This is a genomic window from Candidatus Spongiihabitans sp., from assembly GCF_965237845.1.
Classification (GTDB): Bacteria; Pseudomonadota; Gammaproteobacteria; order Arenicellales; family Poriferihabitantaceae; genus Spongiihabitans.
Window position 1 is genome coordinate 2,577,948 of the sequence record NZ_OZ250154.1, and the last position, 22,392, is coordinate 2,600,339.

The 22,392-nt window shown below is 48.1% G+C and carries 32 protein-coding genes and 1 pseudogene; all 33 read right to left on the minus strand.

Features of this window, described 5'->3' with window-relative positions; genetic code table 11:
- Positions 1-710: 710 nt before the first annotated feature.
- Positions 711-2,081, minus strand: coding sequence for a phosphoglucosamine mutase (gene glmM / locus ACPXXB_RS12465; protein ID WP_423907851.1), 1,371 nt, complete (start codon positions 2,079-2,081; stop codon positions 711-713).
- 49 nt (positions 2,082-2,130) lie between these two features.
- Positions 2,131-4,065, minus strand: coding sequence for an ATP-dependent zinc metalloprotease FtsH (gene ftsH / locus ACPXXB_RS12470; protein ID WP_423907852.1), 1,935 nt, complete (start codon positions 4,063-4,065; stop codon positions 2,131-2,133).
- Between the two features lie 104 nt (positions 4,066-4,169).
- Positions 4,170-4,841, minus strand: coding sequence for an RlmE family RNA methyltransferase (locus ACPXXB_RS12475; protein WP_423907854.1), 672 nt, complete (start codon positions 4,839-4,841; stop codon positions 4,170-4,172).
- Between the two features lie 21 nt (positions 4,842-4,862).
- A complete protein-coding gene (locus tag ACPXXB_RS12480) occupies positions 4,863-6,071 on the minus strand; it encodes an MFS transporter (RefSeq protein WP_423907856.1) in 1,209 nt (402 codons plus the stop codon).
- Positions 6,072-6,400: 329 nt separating this feature from the next.
- Positions 6,401-6,793 carry a 50S ribosomal protein L17 gene (gene rplQ / locus ACPXXB_RS12485; protein ID WP_423907858.1) on the minus strand — a complete coding sequence of 131 codons (393 nt, stop codon included), beginning with the start codon at positions 6,791-6,793 and terminating at the stop codon, positions 6,401-6,403.
- 35 nt (positions 6,794-6,828) lie between these two features.
- Entirely contained in the window at positions 6,829-7,842 is a 1,014-nt protein-coding gene (locus ACPXXB_RS12490) for a DNA-directed RNA polymerase subunit alpha (RefSeq protein WP_423907860.1), read from the minus strand.
- Positions 7,843-7,931: 89 nt separating this feature from the next.
- Positions 7,932-8,555, minus strand: a complete 624-nt coding sequence (gene rpsD / locus ACPXXB_RS12495; protein ID WP_423907862.1) for a 30S ribosomal protein S4 — start codon at positions 8,553-8,555, stop codon at positions 7,932-7,934.
- A 48-nt stretch (positions 8,556-8,603) separates the two neighbouring features.
- Entirely contained in the window at positions 8,604-9,002 is a 399-nt protein-coding gene (gene rpsK, locus ACPXXB_RS12500; protein ID WP_423907863.1) for a 30S ribosomal protein S11, read from the minus strand.
- 39 nt (positions 9,003-9,041) lie between these two features.
- The gene (gene rpsM / locus ACPXXB_RS12505; RefSeq protein ID WP_423907865.1) at positions 9,042-9,398 is read right to left on the minus strand and encodes a 30S ribosomal protein S13; all 357 of its coding nucleotides are present in this window, start codon (positions 9,396-9,398) and stop codon (positions 9,042-9,044) included.
- Positions 9,399-9,595: 197 nt separating this feature from the next.
- Positions 9,596-9,709 (minus strand): 50S ribosomal protein L36, encoded by a 114-nt coding sequence (rpmJ, locus tag ACPXXB_RS12510; RefSeq protein WP_423907867.1) that lies wholly within the window; start codon positions 9,707-9,709, stop codon positions 9,596-9,598.
- A 72-nt stretch (positions 9,710-9,781) separates the two neighbouring features.
- Positions 9,782-11,119: a preprotein translocase subunit SecY gene (gene secY / locus ACPXXB_RS12515; protein WP_423907869.1), complete on the minus strand. Its 1,338-nt coding sequence runs from the start codon at positions 11,117-11,119 to the stop codon at positions 9,782-9,784.
- Positions 11,120-11,183: 64 nt separating this feature from the next.
- Positions 11,184-11,618 (minus strand): 50S ribosomal protein L15, encoded by a 435-nt coding sequence (gene rplO, locus ACPXXB_RS12520; RefSeq protein ID WP_423911193.1) that lies wholly within the window; start codon positions 11,616-11,618, stop codon positions 11,184-11,186.
- 206 nt (positions 11,619-11,824) lie between these two features.
- Positions 11,825-12,022, minus strand: coding sequence for a 50S ribosomal protein L30 (rpmD, locus tag ACPXXB_RS12525; RefSeq protein WP_423907871.1), 198 nt, complete (start codon positions 12,020-12,022; stop codon positions 11,825-11,827).
- A 45-nt stretch (positions 12,023-12,067) separates the two neighbouring features.
- Complete coding sequence (rpsE, locus tag ACPXXB_RS12530; protein WP_423907873.1) at positions 12,068-12,577, minus strand: 30S ribosomal protein S5; 510 nt, start codon at positions 12,575-12,577, stop codon at positions 12,068-12,070.
- 43 nt (positions 12,578-12,620) lie between these two features.
- Positions 12,621-12,977, minus strand: a complete 357-nt coding sequence (rplR, locus tag ACPXXB_RS12535) for a 50S ribosomal protein L18 (protein ID WP_423907875.1) — start codon at positions 12,975-12,977, stop codon at positions 12,621-12,623.
- Between the two features lie 32 nt (positions 12,978-13,009).
- Positions 13,010-13,555: a 50S ribosomal protein L6 gene (rplF, locus tag ACPXXB_RS12540; RefSeq protein ID WP_423907877.1), complete on the minus strand. Its 546-nt coding sequence runs from the start codon at positions 13,553-13,555 to the stop codon at positions 13,010-13,012.
- A 79-nt stretch (positions 13,556-13,634) separates the two neighbouring features.
- Complete coding sequence (gene rpsH, locus ACPXXB_RS12545) at positions 13,635-14,030, minus strand: 30S ribosomal protein S8 (RefSeq protein WP_423907878.1); 396 nt, start codon at positions 14,028-14,030, stop codon at positions 13,635-13,637.
- Between the two features lie 86 nt (positions 14,031-14,116).
- Positions 14,117-14,422 (minus strand): 30S ribosomal protein S14, encoded by a 306-nt coding sequence (gene rpsN / locus ACPXXB_RS12550; protein WP_423907880.1) that lies wholly within the window; start codon positions 14,420-14,422, stop codon positions 14,117-14,119.
- A 2-nt stretch (positions 14,423-14,424) separates the two neighbouring features.
- A complete protein-coding gene (gene rplE / locus ACPXXB_RS12555) occupies positions 14,425-14,964 on the minus strand; it encodes a 50S ribosomal protein L5 (RefSeq protein ID WP_423907881.1) in 540 nt (179 codons plus the stop codon).
- A gap of 51 nt (positions 14,965-15,015) precedes the next feature.
- On the minus strand, positions 15,016-15,336 hold the full coding sequence (gene rplX / locus ACPXXB_RS12560; RefSeq protein ID WP_423907883.1) for a 50S ribosomal protein L24: 321 nt from the start codon (positions 15,334-15,336) through the stop codon (positions 15,016-15,018).
- A 77-nt stretch (positions 15,337-15,413) separates the two neighbouring features.
- Positions 15,414-15,782 (minus strand): 50S ribosomal protein L14, encoded by a 369-nt coding sequence (gene rplN, locus ACPXXB_RS12565; RefSeq protein ID WP_423907885.1) that lies wholly within the window; start codon positions 15,780-15,782, stop codon positions 15,414-15,416.
- A gap of 18 nt (positions 15,783-15,800) precedes the next feature.
- Positions 15,801-16,073, minus strand: coding sequence for a 30S ribosomal protein S17 (rpsQ, locus tag ACPXXB_RS12570; protein WP_423907887.1), 273 nt, complete (start codon positions 16,071-16,073; stop codon positions 15,801-15,803).
- Positions 16,074-16,080: 7 nt separating this feature from the next.
- Positions 16,081-16,290 (minus strand): 50S ribosomal protein L29, encoded by a 210-nt coding sequence (gene rpmC, locus ACPXXB_RS12575; protein WP_423907889.1) that lies wholly within the window; start codon positions 16,288-16,290, stop codon positions 16,081-16,083.
- Positions 16,290-16,703 carry a 50S ribosomal protein L16 gene (rplP, locus tag ACPXXB_RS12580; protein ID WP_423907891.1) on the minus strand — a complete coding sequence of 138 codons (414 nt, stop codon included), beginning with the start codon at positions 16,701-16,703 and terminating at the stop codon, positions 16,290-16,292. The genes rpmC and rplP overlap by 1 nt, the downstream gene beginning before the upstream one ends.
- Before the next feature lie 5 nt (positions 16,704-16,708).
- Positions 16,709-17,431 (minus strand): 30S ribosomal protein S3, encoded by a 723-nt coding sequence (gene rpsC, locus ACPXXB_RS12585; RefSeq protein WP_423907892.1) that lies wholly within the window; start codon positions 17,429-17,431, stop codon positions 16,709-16,711.
- Positions 17,432-17,473: 42 nt separating this feature from the next.
- Complete coding sequence (gene rplV / locus ACPXXB_RS12590) at positions 17,474-17,824, minus strand: 50S ribosomal protein L22 (RefSeq protein WP_423907894.1); 351 nt, start codon at positions 17,822-17,824, stop codon at positions 17,474-17,476.
- A 49-nt stretch (positions 17,825-17,873) separates the two neighbouring features.
- Positions 17,874-18,146, minus strand: a complete 273-nt coding sequence (gene rpsS / locus ACPXXB_RS12595) for a 30S ribosomal protein S19 (RefSeq protein WP_423907896.1) — start codon at positions 18,144-18,146, stop codon at positions 17,874-17,876.
- A 2-nt stretch (positions 18,147-18,148) separates the two neighbouring features.
- A complete protein-coding gene (gene rplB / locus ACPXXB_RS12600) occupies positions 18,149-18,973 on the minus strand; it encodes a 50S ribosomal protein L2 (protein WP_423907898.1) in 825 nt (274 codons plus the stop codon).
- Between the two features lie 35 nt (positions 18,974-19,008).
- Complete coding sequence (gene rplW, locus ACPXXB_RS12605; protein WP_423907900.1) at positions 19,009-19,368, minus strand: 50S ribosomal protein L23; 360 nt, start codon at positions 19,366-19,368, stop codon at positions 19,009-19,011.
- On the minus strand, positions 19,365-19,988 hold the full coding sequence (gene rplD, locus ACPXXB_RS12610) for a 50S ribosomal protein L4 (protein ID WP_423907901.1): 624 nt from the start codon (positions 19,986-19,988) through the stop codon (positions 19,365-19,367). The genes rplW and rplD overlap by 4 nt, the downstream gene beginning before the upstream one ends.
- 101 nt (positions 19,989-20,089) lie before the next feature.
- Positions 20,090-20,719: pseudogene (rplC, locus tag ACPXXB_RS12615) on the minus strand (50S ribosomal protein L3); the annotation flags it as partial.
- A gap of 27 nt (positions 20,720-20,746) precedes the next feature.
- The gene (gene rpsJ / locus ACPXXB_RS12620; protein WP_423907903.1) at positions 20,747-21,061 is read right to left on the minus strand and encodes a 30S ribosomal protein S10; all 315 of its coding nucleotides are present in this window, start codon (positions 21,059-21,061) and stop codon (positions 20,747-20,749) included.
- Positions 21,062-21,108: 47 nt separating this feature from the next.
- On the minus strand, positions 21,109-22,302 hold the full coding sequence (tuf, locus tag ACPXXB_RS12625) for an elongation factor Tu (RefSeq protein ID WP_423907904.1): 1,194 nt from the start codon (positions 22,300-22,302) through the stop codon (positions 21,109-21,111).
- Between the last annotated feature and the right edge of the window lie 90 nt (positions 22,303-22,392).

Consider the following 22,392-nt stretch of genomic DNA (forward strand, 5'->3'; position numbering starts at 1 on the left):
TGCGGGTTCGTTGCGCTCACGAAAAAGAAGATGGAAGCGGCATATATGGCGTACGCGACGCATGAGACAGATGGCATTTTTTTATGCAGTGTTTTTTATTATATGCGGACAAATGCTAATAATATGTAGGCAACAGACAATGAAGTTAAATTTTTGTTGTTTTTGAATGTTTATACAGCAATGGCTTTTGTAGGTTTTTTATCTTTATTTGATTGATTCCCGCATTCATTGCCGGGCTGGTGGAAGATTCTTCTGGTCCTTATATTGGTGTTGCCTTTTTCTGTGTTTATTTTGAGTAAAAAAGTGCAGTTAAACGAGATTTTATTGGCGTGTTTTTCTTGTTTATTGCGCTTTTTGTTTGTTTTTTAGTCATTTCGGAAATAAACAAAAATGTAATATCAGGATTGCTGTTAGCGATTATGGCGGGTGGCGGCACTGCGTTAATTGCGATCTATTCCAGTATATTTCCTGCAATTGGGCATGGCAAAATCAGAGTCTCTACAGACAATGCTTTGTTTGGCGGCAATACCTCCATCACATATGTTTTTGAATGATATTTTGGTCTCGAGTTCGACATGACTGCTTTCTTTTTAATAGGTTCTGCAGTCGGGTTATCCGCAATTGATATGATTTTTGAGTCCAAACGAAAGGCGTTGAAGACAAGCGGCGTATCCGGATCAGTCTAATTCTTCGCGCTGATTCTCCACGATCTAACTGGCCGCGACCTGCTCTATCGTTGCCGCGATTTGCCGGGTCAGGTTTTGCACCTCATTCAAATTGTTGCCTTCAATCATTACCCGAAACACCGACTCTGTCCCGGAAGGTCGCAACACCACCCGGCCGGTTCGTCCCAAGCTCCCTTCAACATCTGCCACCGCCTCAAGAACTTGTTTATGGTTTGCCAGTTTTTTACCATTTGAATTGCCGATGGGCACATTAATCATGTGTTGCGGGTAAATTTCCATTCCTTTAACTAATTCCGCCACTGGCTTCCCGGTTTCAAGCATCACTTCCAGCACCTCAAGGGCAGCGACAATGCCGTCGCCAGTCGTGGTTTTATCAAGGCAGATGATATGGCCAGACGCTTCGCCGCCCAGGTTCCAATGATTTTTTGTCAACGCTTCGTGGACATAGCGATCGCCGACCTTGGTGCGTTGAAACGGGATGGACATTTTCTTGAGGGCTAGTTCCAATCCCAGGTTAGTCATCAGCGTGCCGACAATGCCGCCATTACTGTCATTGCTATCGTCATGGAGTCGATTCTGCGATTTTCGGTGCCCAGCAAGAATGTAGAGTATTTGATCGCCGTTAATTTCGTTGCCCTGCCGATCAATAAGCAAAACCCGGTCCGCATCGCCATCCAGGGCAATGCCAATATCCGCTTCGGCTTTTTTCACACTTTTCTTCAGCGCTTTCAAATCAGTAGAGCCACATCGCTCATTGATATTAAACCCATCGGGCTGATTTGCGATGGCGATGACATCCGCGCCCAGCTCGGCAAAGACTTTGGGCGCAACGTTATAGGCTGCGCCATTGGCGCAATCGACAACGATTTTTATGCCCGACAGTGTTTTTGTTTCGCTAAAGGTGTTTTTACAATGCTCGATATAACGCCCATAGGCATCGGGAAAACGTTTCGCCTTGCCCAAATCCGCCGAACAAACGCATTGCAATGGCTGCTGCACCATCGCATCGATTTCGTCGACCAGGCTATCTTGCAGCTTGGTTCCTGCCGATGAAAATATTTTTATGCCATTGTCGTAGTAGGGGTTGTGCGAGGCGCTGATCACCACCCCCCCGCACGCCCTAGCGGTTCGCGTCAGGTAGGCGATACCCGGCGAGGGCATCGGTCCAAGCAGGGAAATATTCACGCCAGCGGCGGAAAATCCGGCTTCCAAAGCGGACTCCAGCATGTACCCTGAAACTCGGGTGTCTTTTCCGATTAGAACCGTGTCACCGCGTCCTGATTTTGCGAAAACACGACCGGCGGCCCAGCCCAGCTTTAGTACAGTCTCCGGCGTAATCGGCGCTTCGCCGACCTTGCCCCTTACCCCATCAGTACCAAATAGTGAATCCGGCATCTAACCCATGCTCTCACTTTGGCTATTCACTTTGACGATTCGATACAGACTAATTCAACTTGGACGGGTCGGGTAAATCCAGGTCTGATTGGTCCAGTGTGGGCGCATCATCCGCTGCGTTGGATTCCGCCGATGCGCCGCCCTTGGACTTGGTGTCCTTGTCATTTGATGGCGGTAGAGGGGTTGGCTGTTTGCCCGCCATAATTTCGTCAACCTGAGCAGCATCCAGCGTTTCCCATTCAAGCAAAGCCTTGGCCATGGCTTCAACTTTGTCATGGTTTTGTTCAATTATTTTTCTCGCTCGCTTATATTCCTGATCAACTATCCGGCTCACCTCTTTTTCCACTTTTTCCGCAGTGTCCGGGCTGACGTTACGGTGGGTGGACATTTCCCGCCCAAGAAAAACCTCGCTTTGATTATCGCCATAAACACGCGGCCCTAATAAATCACTCATACCCCAGCGCGACACCATGTTTTGTGACAATTGCGTCGCTTGTTCAAAATCGTTGGAGGCCCCGGTCGTCATTTGATTCATGAACACTTCCTCAGCGATCCTCCCGCCCATCAACACGGCAATTCTTGCAAGTAAATAATCGCGGTTCTGGCTATAGTGGTCTTCTGCCGGTAATTGCATCGTCATCCCCAATGCCCTGCCACGGGGAATGATAGTCACTTTATGCACCGGGTCGGTAAGATTCGATAAAACTTTAGCCACCACAGTATGCCCTGATTCATGATACGCGGTGTTTTTGCGTTCCTCTTCGGACATCACCATGGAGCGTCTTTCAACACCCATTAATATTTTGTCCTTGGCCTTTTCAAACTGAGGCATGCTGACCACTTTTTTATTTTCTCGGGCCGCGAACAATGCCGCTTCGTTGATTAGGTTCGCAAGATCTGCGCCAGAAAATCCGGGCGTGCCGCGTGCGATAATCGCAAGATCGATATCGTCATCCAACGGCACTTTTTTTATATGCACTTTTAATATCGCCTCGCGGCCACGAATATCAGGCAGTGGCACGGTGACCTGGCGATCAAAGCGGCCGGGGCGCAGCAACGCGGGGTCGAGAATGTCGGGACGGTTAGTGGCGGCAATGACGATGACGCCTTCGCTGGCATCGAATCCATCCATCTCGACCAGCAACTGGTTCAAAGTCTGCTCGCGTTCGTCGTGACCACCGCCGAGGCCGGCGCCGCGTTGTCGGCCCACGGCATCGATTTCGTCAATAAAGATAATGCAAGGCGCATGCTTTTTCGCTTGATCAAACATATCCCTGACCCGGGATGCCCCAACCCCGACAAACATTTCAACAAAATCAGAGCCGGAAATTGTAAAGAACGGGACTTTGGCTTCTCCAGCGATGGCCTTTGCCAAAAGCGTTTTACCGGTCCCTGGGCTGCCGGTCATTAACACGCCGCGCGGAATGCGCCCGCCAAGCTTGCGGAAACGCGATGGATCTTTCAAAAACTCGACCAATTCTTCAACTTCTTCCCTGGCCTCATCGACACCCGCCACGTCTGCAAAGGTAATCTGGTTTTTGTCCTCGGTCAACATTCTCGCCTTGCTCTTTCCGAAACTCAGTGCACCGCCGCGACCGCCACCCTGCATTTGTTTCATAAAAAATATCCAAACTCCTATTAACAACAGTATTGGGAATGAGCTGATGAATAGGTGCAACAACAGGGAAGTTTCTTCTTCTTTTTTCGCTTTTATATCAACCTGATTACTAACCAGGTCGTCTATCAATTTGGGATCATTAGGGGCATAAGTGACAAATGTCTGCCCGCCATGAGTGACGCCACGGATGACTTTATCGTCAATTTCCACCGCCGAAATTTTCCCTTGCCGCACCTGAGCCAGGAATGTCGAATAATCAATTTCGTTATTCGAGCCGCCGGTGGAGTTGGTGAAATTGTTGAACACCGACATGAGCACCATGGCAATGACAAGCCAGAGTAAAATATTTTTGGTCAAATTAGGCAAAGCAAACGCTCCAAATGAAAACTATTAAAAAATTGTTAGCAAATAAAAATTAAATCAACCGCTGATTATACGGCATCCGCCAAAAAAACTTCGGTGCATCAACTTCAATCCGGTCGGCTTGAATTTAACTTGAAACCACGCGCCAACAGATAAACTTCTCTTGATTCTGCTCGAGAGGCAACCGGTTTAACCATTTGCACCCGATCAAAATGTTCGATAAATCTTTTTCGGACGAAGCCGACAGACTCGCCTTCAAATAGCTTGGTCAGCAAATTACCGCGCGCCGTCAGCGCTTTCAGGCAAAAAGCCAATATCGCATCCTGCAATTGTGCGGCATTGGCCTGATCGGTGATACGAATACCTGTGATATTGGGGGCCATATCCGATAAAACAAGGTCAATTCTACCTTCCTCGAAACAATCAAAAATCTGCCGATGGCTACCGGGGTCGCAGAAATCACCATGGATGAACCTTACTCCCTTAATTTCTTTCATCGGCAACAGATCCACCCCGACAATTTGATCGTTCCCGACCACTTTGGACGCCGCATACTGTGACCAGCTTCCCGGCGCCGAACCCAAATCAACTATTTTTGAACTGGGTTTGATCAACCGGTACTTTTGATCGATTTGTTCAAGTTTAAAGACAGAGCGCGCTCGCAATCCTTGTCTCTGTGACTGCCTGACAAACGGGTCACGATTTTGCCTGGCCGCCCACTTGCCGGATTTTTTATTGTCGGGCTTTTTATTATTTGTATGTGGACGGCTTCCATGCATTATTCAGAACTTCCGCTGGCGTTAGCGTACCGCACCCTGTCGTACCGCTTCAGCGCGAAACGGCAATCTGACTTCCTTGCCCGACCTGGGTTCATTGGGCACCATTAAGCACAGCACCAAAGATACCGCGGCGAAGCCGGCGCCGGTTAAAAATACCGCGGCCGGAGAGGTTAGCCATACTACGCCTAGCGTGGCTGGCAATATTACGGCGGCGATATGATTGATGGTGAAGGACACACCGGCAGTGGAGGCGATGTCCGCTTGATCGGCAATTTTTTGAAAATAAGTTTGGATCGCAATCGCTAACGCAAAGAATAAATGATCAAGGATATAAAGCGCCGCCGCAACATTTGCGTTTTGCACAAACGCATAACCGACAAAAATTATGATTAAGCCGGCATACTCGAAGGCGAGCGCCTTACTCTCACCCCAATTGGCGATTAATTTTCCGATTATCGGCGCCAGCCAAATGTTAATCGCGCAGTTGATTAAAAATAACAGGGTTAACGAAGCCGCGCTGTAGCCAAATTTTTCAACCATCATGAATCCGGCGAACACCACGAAAATCTGTCGCCGGGCGCCGGATAAAAAAGTTAGAACATAATAAAGCCAGTAGCGCTTTCGCAAAACCAGTTTTTTGTGCTGGACGGTTTTGCTGGGGTAGTGCGGGTAACAACTCCATACGATGATGACGATAACCACGGTCAGGCATCCGGCGATGGCAAAAGTCGAGGAATATTCGAGACCAAACGCCTTTAATCCTAAAAATATCAGCAAGTACGCAACCAGTGATGTAAAAGACCCGACGGCGATCAATTTTCCCAATACATAGGGCGTTCGCGATTTTTCAATCCATTGCAGGGAAAGGGAATTCTGGATGGTTTGGTAGTAGTGAAAACCTAAAGACATCAACCACGTTGTGCAAAACAGGCCGACAAGCGTGGGGAAATAGCCGGTAATTGCGGTGCCAACACCCAGCATTAATAACGAAATAATGGCGATGTTTTGCTCACGAAAATAGAGCAACAGGAAAATCACTAAAAACGCAAGAAACCCGGGAATTTCCCGAATGCTTTGCAGCATCCCGAATTCAGCGCCGTCAAATGCCGCTTGTTCAATCGCGAAGTTATTGATTAACGCCGACCAACTGGCGAACGACAACGGCACCGCTGCCGCCATCAGCATCAACAGAATTTCAGGGTTACGCCATTTTGAGTGGTATTTTTTCATGCTGGCAAATTGGGAATAATCCGCTAGATTTTACCGCAAATGGTATAGCGTATTCTGCTCTTGAGGATGGGGGCGCTGGAGTTTAGTCAACCCGCCGACATAATTGCTGGATTTCTGCGCCAGACGGGAATTGACGGGCGCCGGGTTGAAGGGCTGCGAGGCCGGCACTCGCTTTGGGCTTGTGGTTTTGTGTCCCGCCACGCGGGACAAATGGTTGACTGGATTCCAACTTTCGTTGACATGACGACGGGCAATCAAGTGACAGAATCCCCCCCCACTGACCGGACTGCGGGCTAACACCTAGCCTTAATGGAGTAATATAATGCGCGTTATTCTTTCGCGGTTTCTTTTTCCTCGGCGGCGATTTCACGGCCGACCAGTTGGACATACGCCATCGGCGCGTTATCACCGATACGCAAGCCACATTTCAGGATTCTCAGGTAACCACCCGGGCGATCTTTAAAATGGGGGCCCAAATCATCGAATAATTTTCCAACCATATCACGGTCGCGAAGTTTTGCAAAAGCCAGACGGCGATTGGCCACACTAGCGGTCTTCGATAAAGTGATCAACGGTTCGGCGAACCTTCTGAGCTCTTTCGCTTTGGGTAACGTGGTCTTAATCTGCTCATGCAAAAACAATGAATTGGCCATGTTGCTAAACATGGCTTTTCGATGAGATGAGGTACGATTCAGGCTGCGTCCAGCTTTTTTATGTCGCATCTTTAAAATTCCGAAATATTCTTAATTCATTCCCATTAATTCATTCTTAGTGGCATGCCCCCATCTTCTTTAACCAACGAAGCTGGCGGCCAGTTTTCAAGTTTTGTACCCAATGACAGATTTCTTTGTGCCAGCACATCCTTGATTTCCGTAAGGGACTTTTTACCTAGATTGGGGGTTTTCAATAATTCAGTTTCGGTATGTTGAATCAAATCGCCGATGTAATAAATATTTTCCGCTTTCAAGCAATTCGCTGATCTAACCGTAAGTTCAAGATCGTCAACCGGTTTTAACAACGGCGGATCAATTTCAGGCTCTTCTTTCACCTGGCTTTGCACCATAGATTCTTCCAGATTAACAAAAACCGAGATCTGATCGTGTAATATCGTTGCTGCGCGCCTGACCGCTACTTCAGGGTCAACGGAACCGTTTGATTCTATTTCCAGCACCAATCGGTCCAAGTCAGTCAATCGCTCAACCCGGGCATCTTCCACCGAGTAGGAAATTTTGTTAATCGGGCTAAATGATGCATCTAGCTGAATAACTCCAACAGCACGGGATTCGTCGGAATCTTTTAATCGGCTTTCCGCCGTTTCATAACCTCGTCCCCGGCGGATAGTGAGTTCCATATCAAGCTCGGCATCTTTAGAAAGAGTCGCAATGTGATGGGTCGAATCAACCAATTCCACATCGTCGGTCAATTCAATATCATCAGCAGTTACCACCCCAGCGCCTTTTTTACGCAGAGTGACTACCGCTTCACTTCGATTGTGCATGACCACCGGAAGGGATTTCAGGTTCATCAAAATGTCTATGACATCTTCTTGCACGCCTTCAAGCGTGGAATATTCATGTAATACACCTTCAATGCGAACTTCAGTAACCGCACAACCGGGCATGGAAGACAGCATGATACGGCGAAGCGCGTTGCCAAGCGTATGGCCGAATCCCCGCTCCAGTGGTTCAATGGTAATTTTTGAATGATGTTTGTCGATAGTTTTGGCTTCCACCAGGTGTGGTCTAAGAAATTCGACAGTTGGGTCCTGCATCTGTTTTCCTCGCAATTGAAACGAAGTTAAAAATAAAAATCGGCTAAATGTACTTGCCGCCTAAAAAATATCCACGCTAAATACCCGCGCTATTTAGAGTAAAGCGCAACGACCAATGCTTCATTTATATCTGGTGACAAGTCAGACCGCTGTGGCAGTGATTTATAGCTTCCCTTAACGGCTTGAACATTCACTTCAACCCATGAGACGAATCCAATCTGTTCTGCAATTTCCAATGCGGATGTTATTCGCAACTGTTTCTTGCATTTTTCCAACACTTCAATTTGGTCCCCAGGTTGTACCTGATAGGACGCAATATTTACTTTTTTGCCGTTGACCATAATGCTCTTATGGCTTACTAATTGACGGGCCTCTGCACGAGTAACCCCAAAACCCAATCGAAATACGACATTATCCAATCGGCTTTCCAATAATTGCAATAGGTTAAGCCCAGTGGAGCCTGGAATACGAGCGGCTTTTTTGTAGTAGTTGCTAAATTGTTTTTCAAGCACGCCGTATATTCGGCGCAACTTTTGTTTTTCTCGCAACTGTATGCCATAAACCGTGCTTCGAGAACGGCGCCCAGCGATTTTCACGCCGGGAACACGATCAAATTTACACTTGGAATCAATGCTGCGCGCCGGGCTTTTTAAAAATAAATCGGTGCCTTCACGTCGAGCCAGTTTACAAGTCGGGCCTAGATATCTTGCCATAAAATATTACCTGTCGTTAGCTGAATTCTTTTGCGATTAATGCCGATTCTATACGCGTCGTCGTTTAGGCGGACGACAGCCATTGTGCGGAATCGGCGTAATATCAGAAATTGAGTGAATTTCGAATCCAAGCCCATTCAATGCCCGAACTGCGGATTCTCTTCCAGGGCCAGGGCCCTTGATTTTTACCTCAAGTTGTTTTACGCCCATTTCCTGGGCCCGCCGACCACAAGACTCCGCAGCAGTCTGGGCAGCAAACGGGGTGCTCTTTCTCGAACCTTTAAACCCTGAATTGCCGGCCGATGCCCAACACAAAGTATCACCATGACGATCCGAAATGGTCACGATAGTATTGTTGAATGTGGCATGAATATGCGCGATGCCTTCGGTCACATTTTTCCTGACTTTAGCTTTTCCTTTGTTGCTTGCGGTGCCTGGTTTGGCCATAGATTAATTGCTTCTTTGTGTTGGTTTAGTATCCGCGAGTTACCTTTTGACAGGACGGGCAGGCCCTTTACGGGTACGTGCGTTTGTTTTAGTGCGCTGGCCATTAACCGGCAACCCCCTTCGATGTCGCAGGCCTCGATAACAACCCAGGTCCATCAGCCGTTTGATGTTCATCGAGACCGCTCTTCTAAGATCGCCTTCAACTTCATATTTAGCGACTTCAGTACGCAGTTTTTCGGCTTGGGATTCATCAAGATCCTGAACTTTGGTCGAGCGTTCAATGCTCGCTGCGTCACAAATTTGTTGTGCCGTATGACGACCGATACCGTATATCGCGGTCAGTCCCAGCTCAATATGTTTATGGTTTGGAAGATTTATTCCAGCAATACGTGCCATGTTCTAGTCTCTAATTACTCTGCCCAGTCTCTAAATGCGCCGCTTGAGGCAATGCAAAAGCCGATTAAAACCAACTGTATATGAGTTACACCTGGGAGCGGATTTAAGCGGGGCGCGGATTCTATCAAAATAAGTCCCCGCCATCAATTCAATTGTCATGCGTACCCTGTTTTCGTATCATCTTTTCTAAGGCTGCATCAACCTTGGCGTTGTTTATGCCGTGGATCAGTGCAGATCACACGAACTATCCGATTACGCCGGATAATCTTGCAGTTTCTGCAGATTTTTTTAACCGATGCTCTTACTTTCATTTCTCAGTCTCCAATTAATTCCAATTATTTTTGCCAAAATTCTGTTGTACTCATCTCTAATATATGCTTGGGCTAACGTATGCCCTGGGGCCTGGAGAACGGCGATTTTTTCATAATGCTTTCATACTGGCGTGACATCATATGGGATTGCACCTGAGAAATTAAATCCATGGTTACAACCACTATAATCAGCAATGAAGTACCGCCAAAATAAAATGGCACACTCCATTTAACGATCAGAAATTCCGGGATTAAACATACAAAGGTTATGTAAACCGCACCCACCATGGTTAATTTAGATACCACGCCATCAATGTATTTCGCGCTCTGGGCGCCGGGTCTGATGCCCGGAATGAACGCGCCGGATTTTTTCAGATTGTCTGCAATTTCATTGGGATTAAACACCAAAGCCGTGTAAAAAAAGCAGAAGAAAATAATCATTCCGCCATAAAACATCGTATATACCGGTTCACCCGGTTGAAGCTTGGTTGCAATGTCGGTCAACCAACCCATGCCTTCAGCCTGCCCAAACCAGCTACCAATACTTGCCGGAAACAAAATCAGGCTGGATGCAAAAATGGGCGGTATTACGCCAGCCATATTCAACTTGAACGGCAAATGACTCGCCTGACCGGCCATCATTTTTCGACCCTGCTGCCTTTTTGCATAGTTCACGGTAATTCTTCGCTGCCCGCGCTCGACGAATACCACAAAAAATGTTACGGCGATGGCGCCGATGAACAGTATTAAAACAATTCCGCCGGACAACGCCCCGGTTCTGGCAAGCTCTAAAGTTCCCGCCACCGCGGAAGGCAGCCCGGAAACAATGGATGCGAAAATGATCAACGAAATACCGTTACCGATTCCTCGCTCAGTAATTTGCTCGCCCAGCCATACCAGGAACATGGTTCCAGCACACAGGGTTGCGGCGGTCACAATTTTAAATCCGACGCCGGGAATCAGAATGATTGGACTTCCCGCCACTTGCTGGCTTTCGATGGCCACAGCAATACCCAATCCCTGGAATAACGCCAGCACCACCGTGAAGTACCGGGTATATTGGGTAATTTTTCTCCGCCCCGCTTCACCCTCTTTTTTCAATTGTTCCAGCTGTGGAACAACCACTGTCATCATTTGCATGATGATAGATGCGGATATGTAGGGCATAACGCCTAACGCAAAAATTGATAATCTGCTCAACGCGCCGCCGGAGAACATGTTGAATATATCGACAATAGAACCTTTGGTTTGGGCAAACAGCGCTGCAATGGCCGCAGGATCAACTCCTGGCACAGGGACATGAGTGCCTAAACGGAAAACCAACAACGCGCCCGTTAAAAACAAGATGCGCTGTTTAAGCTCGGACAAGTTTCCGAACATTCCAGCGGCGGGTAATCCAGCTTTAGCCATTATCTTTAACCATTGATTTAATCACTATGTTGCGTTCATTGCTTGCGGCTTGTTTGTCCGCGGTTTATTCATCTATGGCGCCGCCGGCTTTTTCGATGGCGAGGCGCGCGCCTTTGGTCGCGCCGACGCCTCTAAGCGTGACGGCGCGGGTAATCCTGCCGGAAAGTATCGCCTTCGCGCGATTAACGTGCAGGCCGATGACGCCGGCTTTTTGCAATGCTTTCAAGTCCACCACGTCGCCTTCGACTTTGGCCAATTCATTTAAGCGGATTTCAGCAGTGTGGACATTAACCTTTGAACGAAAACCGCGCTTGGGCAATCGTCGTTGCATGGGCATTTGACCACCTTCAAATCCAACCTTGTGGTATCCGCCGGATCGAGATTTCTGCCCCTTGGTGCCGCGTCCGGCGGTGCCGCCCGTGCCGGACCCGTTGCCACGCCCGACGCGCTTGGCATCGGTTTTGGAGCCTGGTGCTGGTTTGAGGGTATTGAGTCGCATGGTCATTTTTGGTTCACTAACAAAATATCTTTGGCCTTTCATCGAAGTACCCCAACACCAAACATACTTCACCTGTCCACTTGTCCAACCGATAAACTACACTCCTACTAAGAGGACTCCCAGGTATAAGTTCGTAGCGCGTAGAGAGCACAATTACGGCCATTAGGACGAGAAACTCGACCAGAGCGCTTTTCTGAAAAAGAGGCTTATTCATCTTCAACCTGCTCGCATTTCAGCATGTAGGCGATCTTGTTAATCATGCCGCGGTTAGCCGGCGTGTCTATCACTTCCACGGTTTGGTGCATGCGCCGAAGCCCGAGCCCGCGCACGCACGCCTGGTGCTTTTTAAGACGGCCATGAATGCTGCGCGTCAGGGTTACTTTTAAAGTTTTCTTGTCGACCATTGCCTTGCTCTTTATTTATTTACTCGTTATTGATTCAGACAAAATCTATCTCAGGTTGTTTAAATCTTTTCCGCGCTTGGCCGCGATATAACTGGCGCTGCGCATGCCTTTGAGTGCGGAAATAGTTGCCCGGGTCACATTAATCGGATTCGTGGTTCCAATGACCTTGGTCAGAACGTTTTGTATTCCCATGACTTCAAATACCGCTCGCATGGTACCGCCAGCAATAATTCCGGTGCCGTCGGCAGCGGGTCTTAACACCACTCGAGCCGAACCATGTCGTCCGATCATCGGGTACTGCAAGGTGTCACCTTTCATATTGACTTTAAACATATTTCGACGGGCATCATCCATCGCCTTTTGTACAGCGACCGGGACTTCACGCGCCTTGCCCCGTCCCATTCCAACGCGACCCTCTCCGTCACCCACGACAGTCAATGCAGAAAAACCAAATATTCGGCCACCTTTAACAACCTTTGAAACACGCCTGACGTTTATCAGCTGCTCCTGAAAGTTGTCTTTGCGGGCGTTGTCGCGTTCTCTTGCTTTAGCCATTTAAAATCTTCTGCTATTAAAATTTTGTATGAAAACTTCTGTATTAAAACTTGAGCCCGTGCTCACGAGCGGCATCTGCAAATGCCTGAAGCCGGCCGTGGTACAAATACCCGGATCGATCAAATGCAACTCTCTCGATTCCCGCAGAGAGTGCATTTTTCGCCAACATTTCACCAACCGCTATCGCGGCATCGCGGTTTCCGCTATTTTTCAATTTCTTGCGTAACGCCGCATCCAATGTCGAAGCAGAAACTAATACCTTCTCTCCAGAGGGATCGAAAATTTGCGCATAAAAATGACGGGGTGTGCGATGAACCGACAAGCGTATGGCGCCCAGTCGGGCAATCTTACCCCGGATTTTTCTTGCTCTCCTCAGTCTCGCGCTGTTTTTATTTACCATATTCGTAATCTTTTCAATGCGGTCTATTAGGGTTATTTCTTCTTCGCTTGTTTTCTGACAACATATTCATCGGCGTAACGGACACCCTTGCCTTTATAAGGTTCCGGGGGTCGATAATTTCTTATTTCTGCCGCTGCCTGCCCAACTGCCTGTTTATCAGCCCCCCGCAATATAATTTCAGTCTGGGTTGGGGTTTGCGCGGTCACGCCATCTGGAAGTTGGTACACAACCGGGTGCGAAAATCCCAAACTCAAATTTAGCTTGTTACCCTGAGCCTGTACACGGTAACCAATCCCGGTTATTGTGAGTTTTCTCTCAAATCCGGTAGCAACACCCTTAACCAGGTTGTTGATTATTGCCCGGGTTGTCCCCGACATCGCTAATAGTTGTTCACTAATTTTTTCTTTGTTTCCGGAAACTTGCACTTTTAGCGCACCGTCGTTCTGGACCAGCTCTATTCCCGGAGACAACGCAAAGCTCAATTCGCCTTTTGGGCCTTTCGCAATCACTGTACCGTTGTCAATTTTCACTTCAACGCCGGTTGGCACAATTATCGGTGTTTTTGCAATTCGTGACATTTTGGTTGCCGTGTTCTCTATTTAGTCTATCGGTATAAATCGTTGTCTTGAAATCGTTGTCTTGGATTGGCGATGCCAATCAAAATACGGCGCAAATTATTTCTCCGCCCATACCCTGCTGGCGGGCGGATTTGTCAGTCAGCACTCCTTTGGAAGTGGATACCAGAGCCACCCCCAATCCGCTTTTTATTGTAGGCAGATTATCCTTGCTCGCGTACACGCGACAGCTGGGCATGCTGATTCGCTTAATTTCTTCAATGACCGGATCGCCTTGAAAATACTTTAACTGAATTTCAAGACTCTTTTTTACGCCTTCACCATCAACGGAATAACCGGTTATATAACCCTCTTCCTTCAACACTTCAGCAATGGCCACTTTGCTTTTAGATGACGGCATTGCCACGGCTACTTTATGCGCCTGCAAACCGTTTCGTATTCGCGTCAACATATCAGCGATGGGATCGGCCATACTCATTGTAGTGCTCTCATTTTAACGCTCTCGTTTTAGTGTTCATGCTTATATTTCCAACAAAAATTATGCTCAAAATTATCCGCGCCAAATTACCAACTAGACTTGACCACGCCGGGCGCTTCGCCACGCATAATGACTTCTCTCAACTTATTTCTGCACAGCCCGAATTTTCTGTAATTTCCTCTTGGACGACCGGTAAGCGCGCAGCGGTTTCGTTTTCGTATCGGACTGGAATCCCGAGGCAGTTTCTGCAGATCCAGCATAGCCTGAAATTGATCTGCTGAACTGGTTTCAGAATTTGAGATTTTGTTTGCCAACTCTTTTCTTTTTTCAGCATGCGCACTGATTAATTTCTGGCGCTTGGCCTCGCGGGCTATCATTGATTTCTTAGCCATAGCTAACGCTTCATTGGAAAATTAAATGCGCGCAACAACGCGCTTGCCTGTTCGTCATTTTTTGCAGAAGTCGTGATACAAATATCCATGCCCCTCAAAGTATCCACATTGTCATAATCGATTTCTGGAAATACGATTTGCTCCTTAAGACCAAACGAGTAGTTTCCACGCCCATCGAACGATTTGTTCGACAATCCCCTGAAATCCCGAATTCTCGGGATCGCCACCGAAATCAATCGGTCAAGAAACTCGTACATTTGTCTGCGTCGCAGAGTCACTTTTGCACCAATTGGCCAACCTTCCCGAATTTTGAAAACCGCTTCGGATTTTTTCGCTTTGGTGACCACCGGTTTTTGACCGGTAATTTTTTCAAGATCGCTAGTTGCGCTTTGCAACACATTTTTATTGGCTACCGCCTCACCCAAACCCATATTCAGCGTGATTTTCGTAATCCGCGGAATTTCCATTGCGCTTTTGAACGAAAACGCTTGCTGGAGCTTCGGCGCAACTTCAGTTTTATACTTTTCTTGTAATCTGGCCATTTGCTTCTAAAAAATTCTAACCATGGGTTGTGGACTCAGCTTATAGTGAAATTAAGCGAGATCAATAACTTCGTCATTTGATTTGAAATATCGAACCTTCCGACCGTCTTCCAATGCTTTGAAACCAATCCGCTCGCCTTTTTTGGTGACCGGATTATATAAAGCAATATTGGAAAGTTGGATGGGGGCTTCTTTTTCAATAATCCCTCCGGTTTGACCTGTATTCGGATTTCCCTTGGTGTGACGTTTAACCAAATTAACATTGTCCACCAATGCGCGACCATCATTGGTGATTTTTAATACACTGCCGCGTTTGCCTTTATCGCGCCCGGCGATCACGATTACATCGTCATTTTTTTTAATTCTTTGCATCACTCTAATCTCAAATTCCGGCTAATCTCAAATGCTGGTCTTGGGTTTTTGTCTCAGGTCTTTGTTTCGGTTTCTGATTACAAAACTTCCGGGGCCAAAGAAATAATTCGCATGAATTTTTCTGAGCGCAACTCCCGGGTTACCGGGCCAAAAATTCGTGTGCCAATGGGTTGGTGCGCCGCATTCAATAAAACTGCTGAGTTTTTATCAAATCGTATCAACGAACCATCGGGGCGTCGCACACCGGATCTGGTTCTAACAACCACCGCATCATAAACATCGCCTTTTTTAACCCTGCTATTTGGCAATGCTTCCTTGATTGTGATTTTTATAATGTCACCAATACCTGCATATCTGCGTTTAGAGCCGCCAAGTACCTTTATGCACATCACTCTTTTAGCGCCGCTGTTATCGGCAACTGACATCATTGTCTGCATTTGAATCATGAGTATTCTCCCGCGGCCCTAAACTGCTCGGGTAACCACTTCAACCAAACGCCAGCATTTGGTTTTTGAAATGGGCCGACACGCTTCAATACGAACTGTATCCCCGGCCTTGCACTGATTTTGTTCATCGTGAGCATGCAGCTTTGTGGAGCGACGTATATATTTTTTATACAACGGATGCTTAACCCGGCGTTCAACCAATACGGTAATGCTTTTATTGCCAGCCGCGCCAATCACCCTGCCTTGAATCGCTCGTTTGGTTGTCTGCTCTGTTGTGGATTCTATGGTCATTTATTAATTACTCAGGCACTTGCGCTTTGCTGCCCGCCTTCTCTTGCAAGACGGTTTTTATTCTGGCGATATCTTTTTGGACAACCTTGAAACGCGACGGATTAGCAAGCTGGCCTGCGCCTCGCTGCATACGAAGATTGAATTGCTCTTTTCTAAGACCTAACAGTTCTTGTTGCAGGTCTTGCGCTTTTTGGGTTCTAAGTTCAGCTGCTTTCATTAGCCCACCTGACGTCTTGCAAAGTTGGTTTGTACTGGCAATTTAGCGCTGGCAAGCCGAAACGCTTCTCGTGCCAAACTTTCAGAAACACCCTCAATTTCATATAGCATGGTGCCGGGCTGAATCAATGCCACCCAAAATTCAGGGTTTCCTTTGCCTTTGCCCATTCGCACTTCCAATGGCTTCTTCGAAATAGGCTTGTCGGGAAATACCCGAATCCACATTCGCCCGCCCCGTTTCACATGGCGGGTAATAGCACGACGGGCCGCCTCAATCTGCCTGGCAGTCAACCGGCCTCGGCTCGAGGCTTGCAGGCCAAACTCACCAAAACTAACGCGATTTCCACGGCTGGCCAGACCGCGGTTGCGGCCCTTGTGCATTTTGCGAAATTTTGTTCTTTTGGGTTGGAGCATAATTATTAACCCGCTTCCGGCTTCTGTTCAGTGGCCGATTGCTCAGTGCTCGGTTGTGCAAGGGCCGGCTGTTCAACGACCTGAACTTCCGGTTTTTCCGGTTCTAAAATTTCACCCTTGAAAATCCAGACTTTGACGCCGATGATGCCGTAGGTGGTATGGGCTTCATGAACACCATAATCAATATCCGCACGTAACGTATGCAACGGTACACGACCTTCCCGATACCACTCCGTTCGAGCGATTTCCGCACCATTCAGACGCCCGGCAAGCATGACCTTAACCCCTTTGGCACCCAAACGCATTGAGTTTTGAACGGCGCGTTTCATTGCTCGTCGAAACATGATTCGCTTTTCAAGCTGCTGGCAAATATTTTCTGCCACCAATTTCGCGTCAAGCTCGGGCTTGCGTATTTCTTCCACTGCCACCTGAACCGGGTTGCCATTGATTTTGGTCAACTCAAATCGAAGGCGCTCAATATCCTCGCCCTTCTTGCCGATGACGATACCGGGCCTGGCGGTGTAAATCGTTACGTTCAAGTTTTGCGCTGGTCGATCGATTGCAATCTTGCTCACCGCAGCATTACCCAATCGTTTCGTTAAAAACTCACGAATTTTCAGATCGCTCGCCAGCGTATCCGCGTAGCGACTGCTAGGCGCATACCATTTGGCATTCCAATCCTTGACAATGCCAAGTCGAATGCCGTTTGGCTGTACTTTTTGACCCATTACTCAGATCTCCGCCGGTTCTCTATCTATTAAATTTATAAGTTACTTTTTTGATGCTCTTGGACCGTCACTCACACTAATCGTGATGTGACAATTTCGCTTCAAAATTCGAGTGCCACGGCCCTTCGCCCGCGCCCGAAATCGTTTAATCGTCGGTGCTTGGTCAACCATCACCTGATTGACCCATAAATCATCAATATCCGCGCCTTCATTGTGCTCCGCATTAGCAATCGCGGAATCCAGCGCTTTCTTCATCGGCGTTGCTCCTTTTTTTGGACTAAAGTTCAGAATTTCCAGCGCTTTTTCAACCGGCAGGGAGCGAATTTGGTCGGCCACCAACCGACCTTTTTGCGCCGATAATCTAACATATTTTATGACTGCGCTGACTTGCATCTTATTTTATCTTTTATGGGCTCTTGTGGCTATTGGCGCTTAAGCTCATCTACTTGGCTTTTTTGCTGGCCACGTGTCCGCGATAGGTTCGGGTTGGCGAAAACTCGCCAAGCTTGTGTCCCACCATATTTTCGTTGATCAGAACGGGTACATGTTGTCGACCATTATGTACAGCGATTGTCATCCCAATAAATTCGGGCATGATCATCGAACGTCGTGACCATGTTTTAATGGGTTTGCGAGAATTTTCTGATTTAGCTTTTTCAACTTTGCTCCACAAATGGTGGTCAACAAAAGGCCCTTTTTTAATTGATCTTGGCATGGTTATTTTTTCCTTCTGCGAATAATCATGGATGATGTTCGTTTATTAGAACGGGTTCGGTATCCTTTGGTCGGAACACCCCAGGGCGATATCGGATGACGGCCGCCTGAAGTACGCCCTTCACCACCACCATGAGGGTGATCCACTGGGTTCATTGCGACACCCCGTACTGTGGGGCGAATGCCTCTCCAGCGGTTGGCGCCGGCCTTGCCAATCTTACGCAAGCTATTTTCGGCGTTACCCACTTGACCAATGGTCGCGCGACAATCCAGATGCACTTTTCTTACTTCTCCAGAACGCAACCGAAGCTGGGCATATGACCCTTCATTGCCGAGAAATTGCACTCCAGCCCCGGCGGTGCGTGCGATTTGCGCGCCTTTGCCGGGTTTAAGTTCCACGCAATGCACCACGGTTCCGACCGGGATGTTACGCAACGGCATACAGTTGCCGACGTTATAACCACCACCGACACCAGAAACCACCGTATCACCCGCCGCTAAACCACGCGCAGCAATAATGTAACGGTGCTCGCCATCTTTATAAACCAGCAATGCAATGTGAGCGCTTCGATTAGGATCGTATTCGATACGCTTAATCGTCGCCGGGACGCCGTCTTTATTGCGCTTGAAATCAACAACTCGATAATGGCGTTTGTGCCCGCCGCCACGATGCCGCACAGTGATACGACCCTCATTATTTCTGCCGCTGATTGCGGTTTTAGGTTTCAGCAACGGCTTATGGGGTTTACCTTTATGCAAATCCGGAGTCACTACCTTGACCATCCCTCTGCGGCCTGGCGTAGTCGGTTTTTGTTTTACTAGTGCCATTTTAATTAACTGCCTACTTGCCAAACTAATCTTGATTACGCTCCCGCCACGCCAAGAAAATCAATGTCCTGACCTTCCTGTAAACAAACATAAGCCTTTTTCCAACTGCTGCGCGCCCCCGGAGTTTTGCCAAATCTCTTGACCTTGCCACATACATTAACCACTTGAACATTTTTCACCTTCACCTCAAATAATTTTTCCACGGCCTGGCGAATTTCATCTTTACTCGCATCGATTTTGACCTGAAAAACCACCTGATTGTGTTTATCCGCAAGCACAGTCGATTTTTCTGAAATCACCGGCTTAAGGATGATTTGGTATAACCGTTCTTCATCAAGCACAACGGACCTCGCTTCGTTGCCTTTATACCTGCTTTTTCGTTTTGGCAAACTCATTGGAAAGCCTCATCTATGTTTTTAGCGGCGTCCACGGTCATCACCACTTTTTCATAACGAATTAAGCTTACCGGATCGATTTCGCGGCTGTTACAAACCGCAACCGATTTCAAATTACGCGCTGAAAGTTCAACATTATCGTTATCTTCAGCCAATACTATTAATGCTTGTACAGCCTCTAGTTTGCTCAAAGTCTCGAGCAATGATTTGGTCTTGGGCGCATCCATAGATAACTCATCCACCACAACCAATCTATCCTGACGCGCTAACTCGGAAAGTATCGAGCGCATGGCTGCGCGATACATTTTCTTGTTCACCTTTTGTGAGAAGTCCTGAGTGGAAGCGGGAAAAGTACGACCACCGCCGACGAATATCGGGCTACGAATAGTGCCTACCCGGGCACGTCCAGAGCCTTTTTGCTTCCAGGGTTTGACGCCGCCGCCACGTACCGCTGCGCGATTTTTCTGGGCCCGGGTACCACTCCGACCTCCGGCTTGATACGCGGTCACGACCTGATGCACCAACGCTTGGTTAAATTTAACGCCAAAGCTAATGTCGGACAAACCGACCTTGCCGTCTTTGCCATCGGTGAGTTTGTTTACTTTTAATTGAATCGTCATTTCTTTTCCTCGTCAGACTGCTTACCCGTCTGCTCATCAGCATTGATCTGAGTACTGTGTTCAACAATCGCCGCATTATCAGGCATGGGCAGAACTGCATCAGATTTAACCGCTGGCCGAATAATCACATCGGCGCCTTTGGAGCCCGGGATACAGCCGCTGATCAAAATAATGTTTCGTTCGCTATCCACCCTTACCACGACCAGATTCTGCTGGACTGCTCGTTCGGCACCCATATGCCCGGCCATTTTCTTGCCTTTGAATACTCGACCTGGATCCTGGGCATTACCAATGGAACCACTTAATCTGTGGGCTTTAGAGTTGCCATGGGATGCACGACCACCACGAAAACCATGACGCTTCATAACACCTGCAAAGCCCTTGCCGATGGATTGACCAGTGACATCAACTTTTTGACCTTCTTCAAACAAACCAACGGTTAGTTCGTTGCCGGCCTGAGCATCAGCTGGCGCTTCAAGTCGAAACTCCCAAACACCACGCCCAGGCTCTACCCCGGCTTTAGCAAAATGGCCTTTCATTGCTTTGGTTACCCGGTTAGCCGGTCGCTCGCCTGTGGTCAATTGCAAACCGTTATAACCGTCCACTGCCTGGGTTTTGATCTGAGTGATCTTATTCGGCAAAACTTCAATCACCGTTACCGGCTGAGATTTACCTTGTTCGGTAAAAATCCGGGTCATGCCGATTTTTTTTCCAACCAATCCCAATGACATTTTCTTAACCTGCTACGCTTCTTGCTATTAGTTCAGTTTGATTTCAACATCAACACCAGATGCTAAATCCAGCTTCATTAATGCATCGACCGTTTTGTCAGTAGGTTGAACGATATCAAGAATTCTTTTATGCGTTCTAATCTCAAATTGGTCGCGCGCCTTTTTGTTGGCGTGAGGTGACCGCAAAAGCGTGTACTTTTCGATTTTAGTCGGCAATGGAATAGGGCCCATAACCAATGCGCCGGTTCGCCGAGCGGTATCCACGATCTCCAATGCCGAGCGATCAATTGATTTGTGGTCGAACGCTTTCAGGCTTATGCGAATTTTTTGATTTTCAACCATTGCTCAAGTTTTCCCGGTTTAATTAATTTACAAATTTGCTATTTGCACTATGCAATAATTTTAGTCACCACGCCGGCGCCCACAGTGCGACCGCCCTCGCGGATGGCGAAGCGCAAGCCGTCTTCCATGGCAATCGGCGCTATCAACTCCACCGCCAACCGCACATTGTCCCCAGGCATCACCATCTCCACATCCTTCGGCAACTCGCACGCCCCCGTGACATCCGTCGTCCTGAAATAAAACTGCGGACGATAGCCTTTGAAAAATGGCGTATGCCGTCCACCCTCCTCCTTCGACAATATATACACCTCTGCCTCAAACCGGGTGTGCGGCGTGATTGACTTCGGCTTCGCCAACACCTGACCACGCTCCACTTCCTCTCGCTTGGTACCGCGCAACAAAACACCCACATTGTCCCCTGCCCGACCCTCGTCCAATAACTTCCGGAACATCTCAACGCCTGTGCATACCGTCGTCATCGTCTCTTTCAAACCAATAATCTCAATCGCTTCATTCACCTTGACCACTCCGCGCTCAATACGACCGGTCACCACCGTGCCCCGACCGGAAATCGAAAACACATCCTCCACCGGCATCAAAAAGTCGCCGTCAACCTTGCGCTCAGGCTCCGGAATATAACTGTCCAAGGCCGCCGCCAACTTGAATATCGAACCCTCGCCCATCTCCGAAGAATCACCTTCCAACGCCTTCAACGCGCTGCCGACAACGATCGGCGTGTCGTCCCCAGGAAATTCGTAACTGTCCAGCAACTCGCGCACCTCCATCTCAACCAACTCCATCAACTCCTCATCGTCTACCAAATCAGCCTTGTTCAAAAACACCACGATATACGGAACCCCAACCTGTCGCGCTAATAATATGTGCTCGCGGGTCTGCGGCATCGGTCCGTCCGCCGCCGAAACCACCACTATCGCGCCATCCATCTGCGCCGCGCCGGTGATCATGTTCTTGACATAATCCGCATGACCAGGACAATCCACGTGCGCATAGTGCCGCGCCTCAGTCTCATATTCCACGTGCGCGGTCGCAATCGTGATGCCGCGCTCACGCTCCTCCGGCGCATTGTCTATCTCATCAAACGCCTTCGCCGACGTGCCGCCGTACTTCGCCGACAATACCCTGGTCATCGCCGCCGTCAGCGTCGTCTTGCCGTGATCCACGTGCCCTATCGTGCCAACATTCACATGCGGCTTGGTTCTCTCAAATCTCTCTTTCGACATGGTTTATCTCTTAACAATCTGATTTTTGCGTTGATTTTTTCTTGAAATTTATTTAAACTTATTTATTGGGCTAATGAATCAAACATGCCC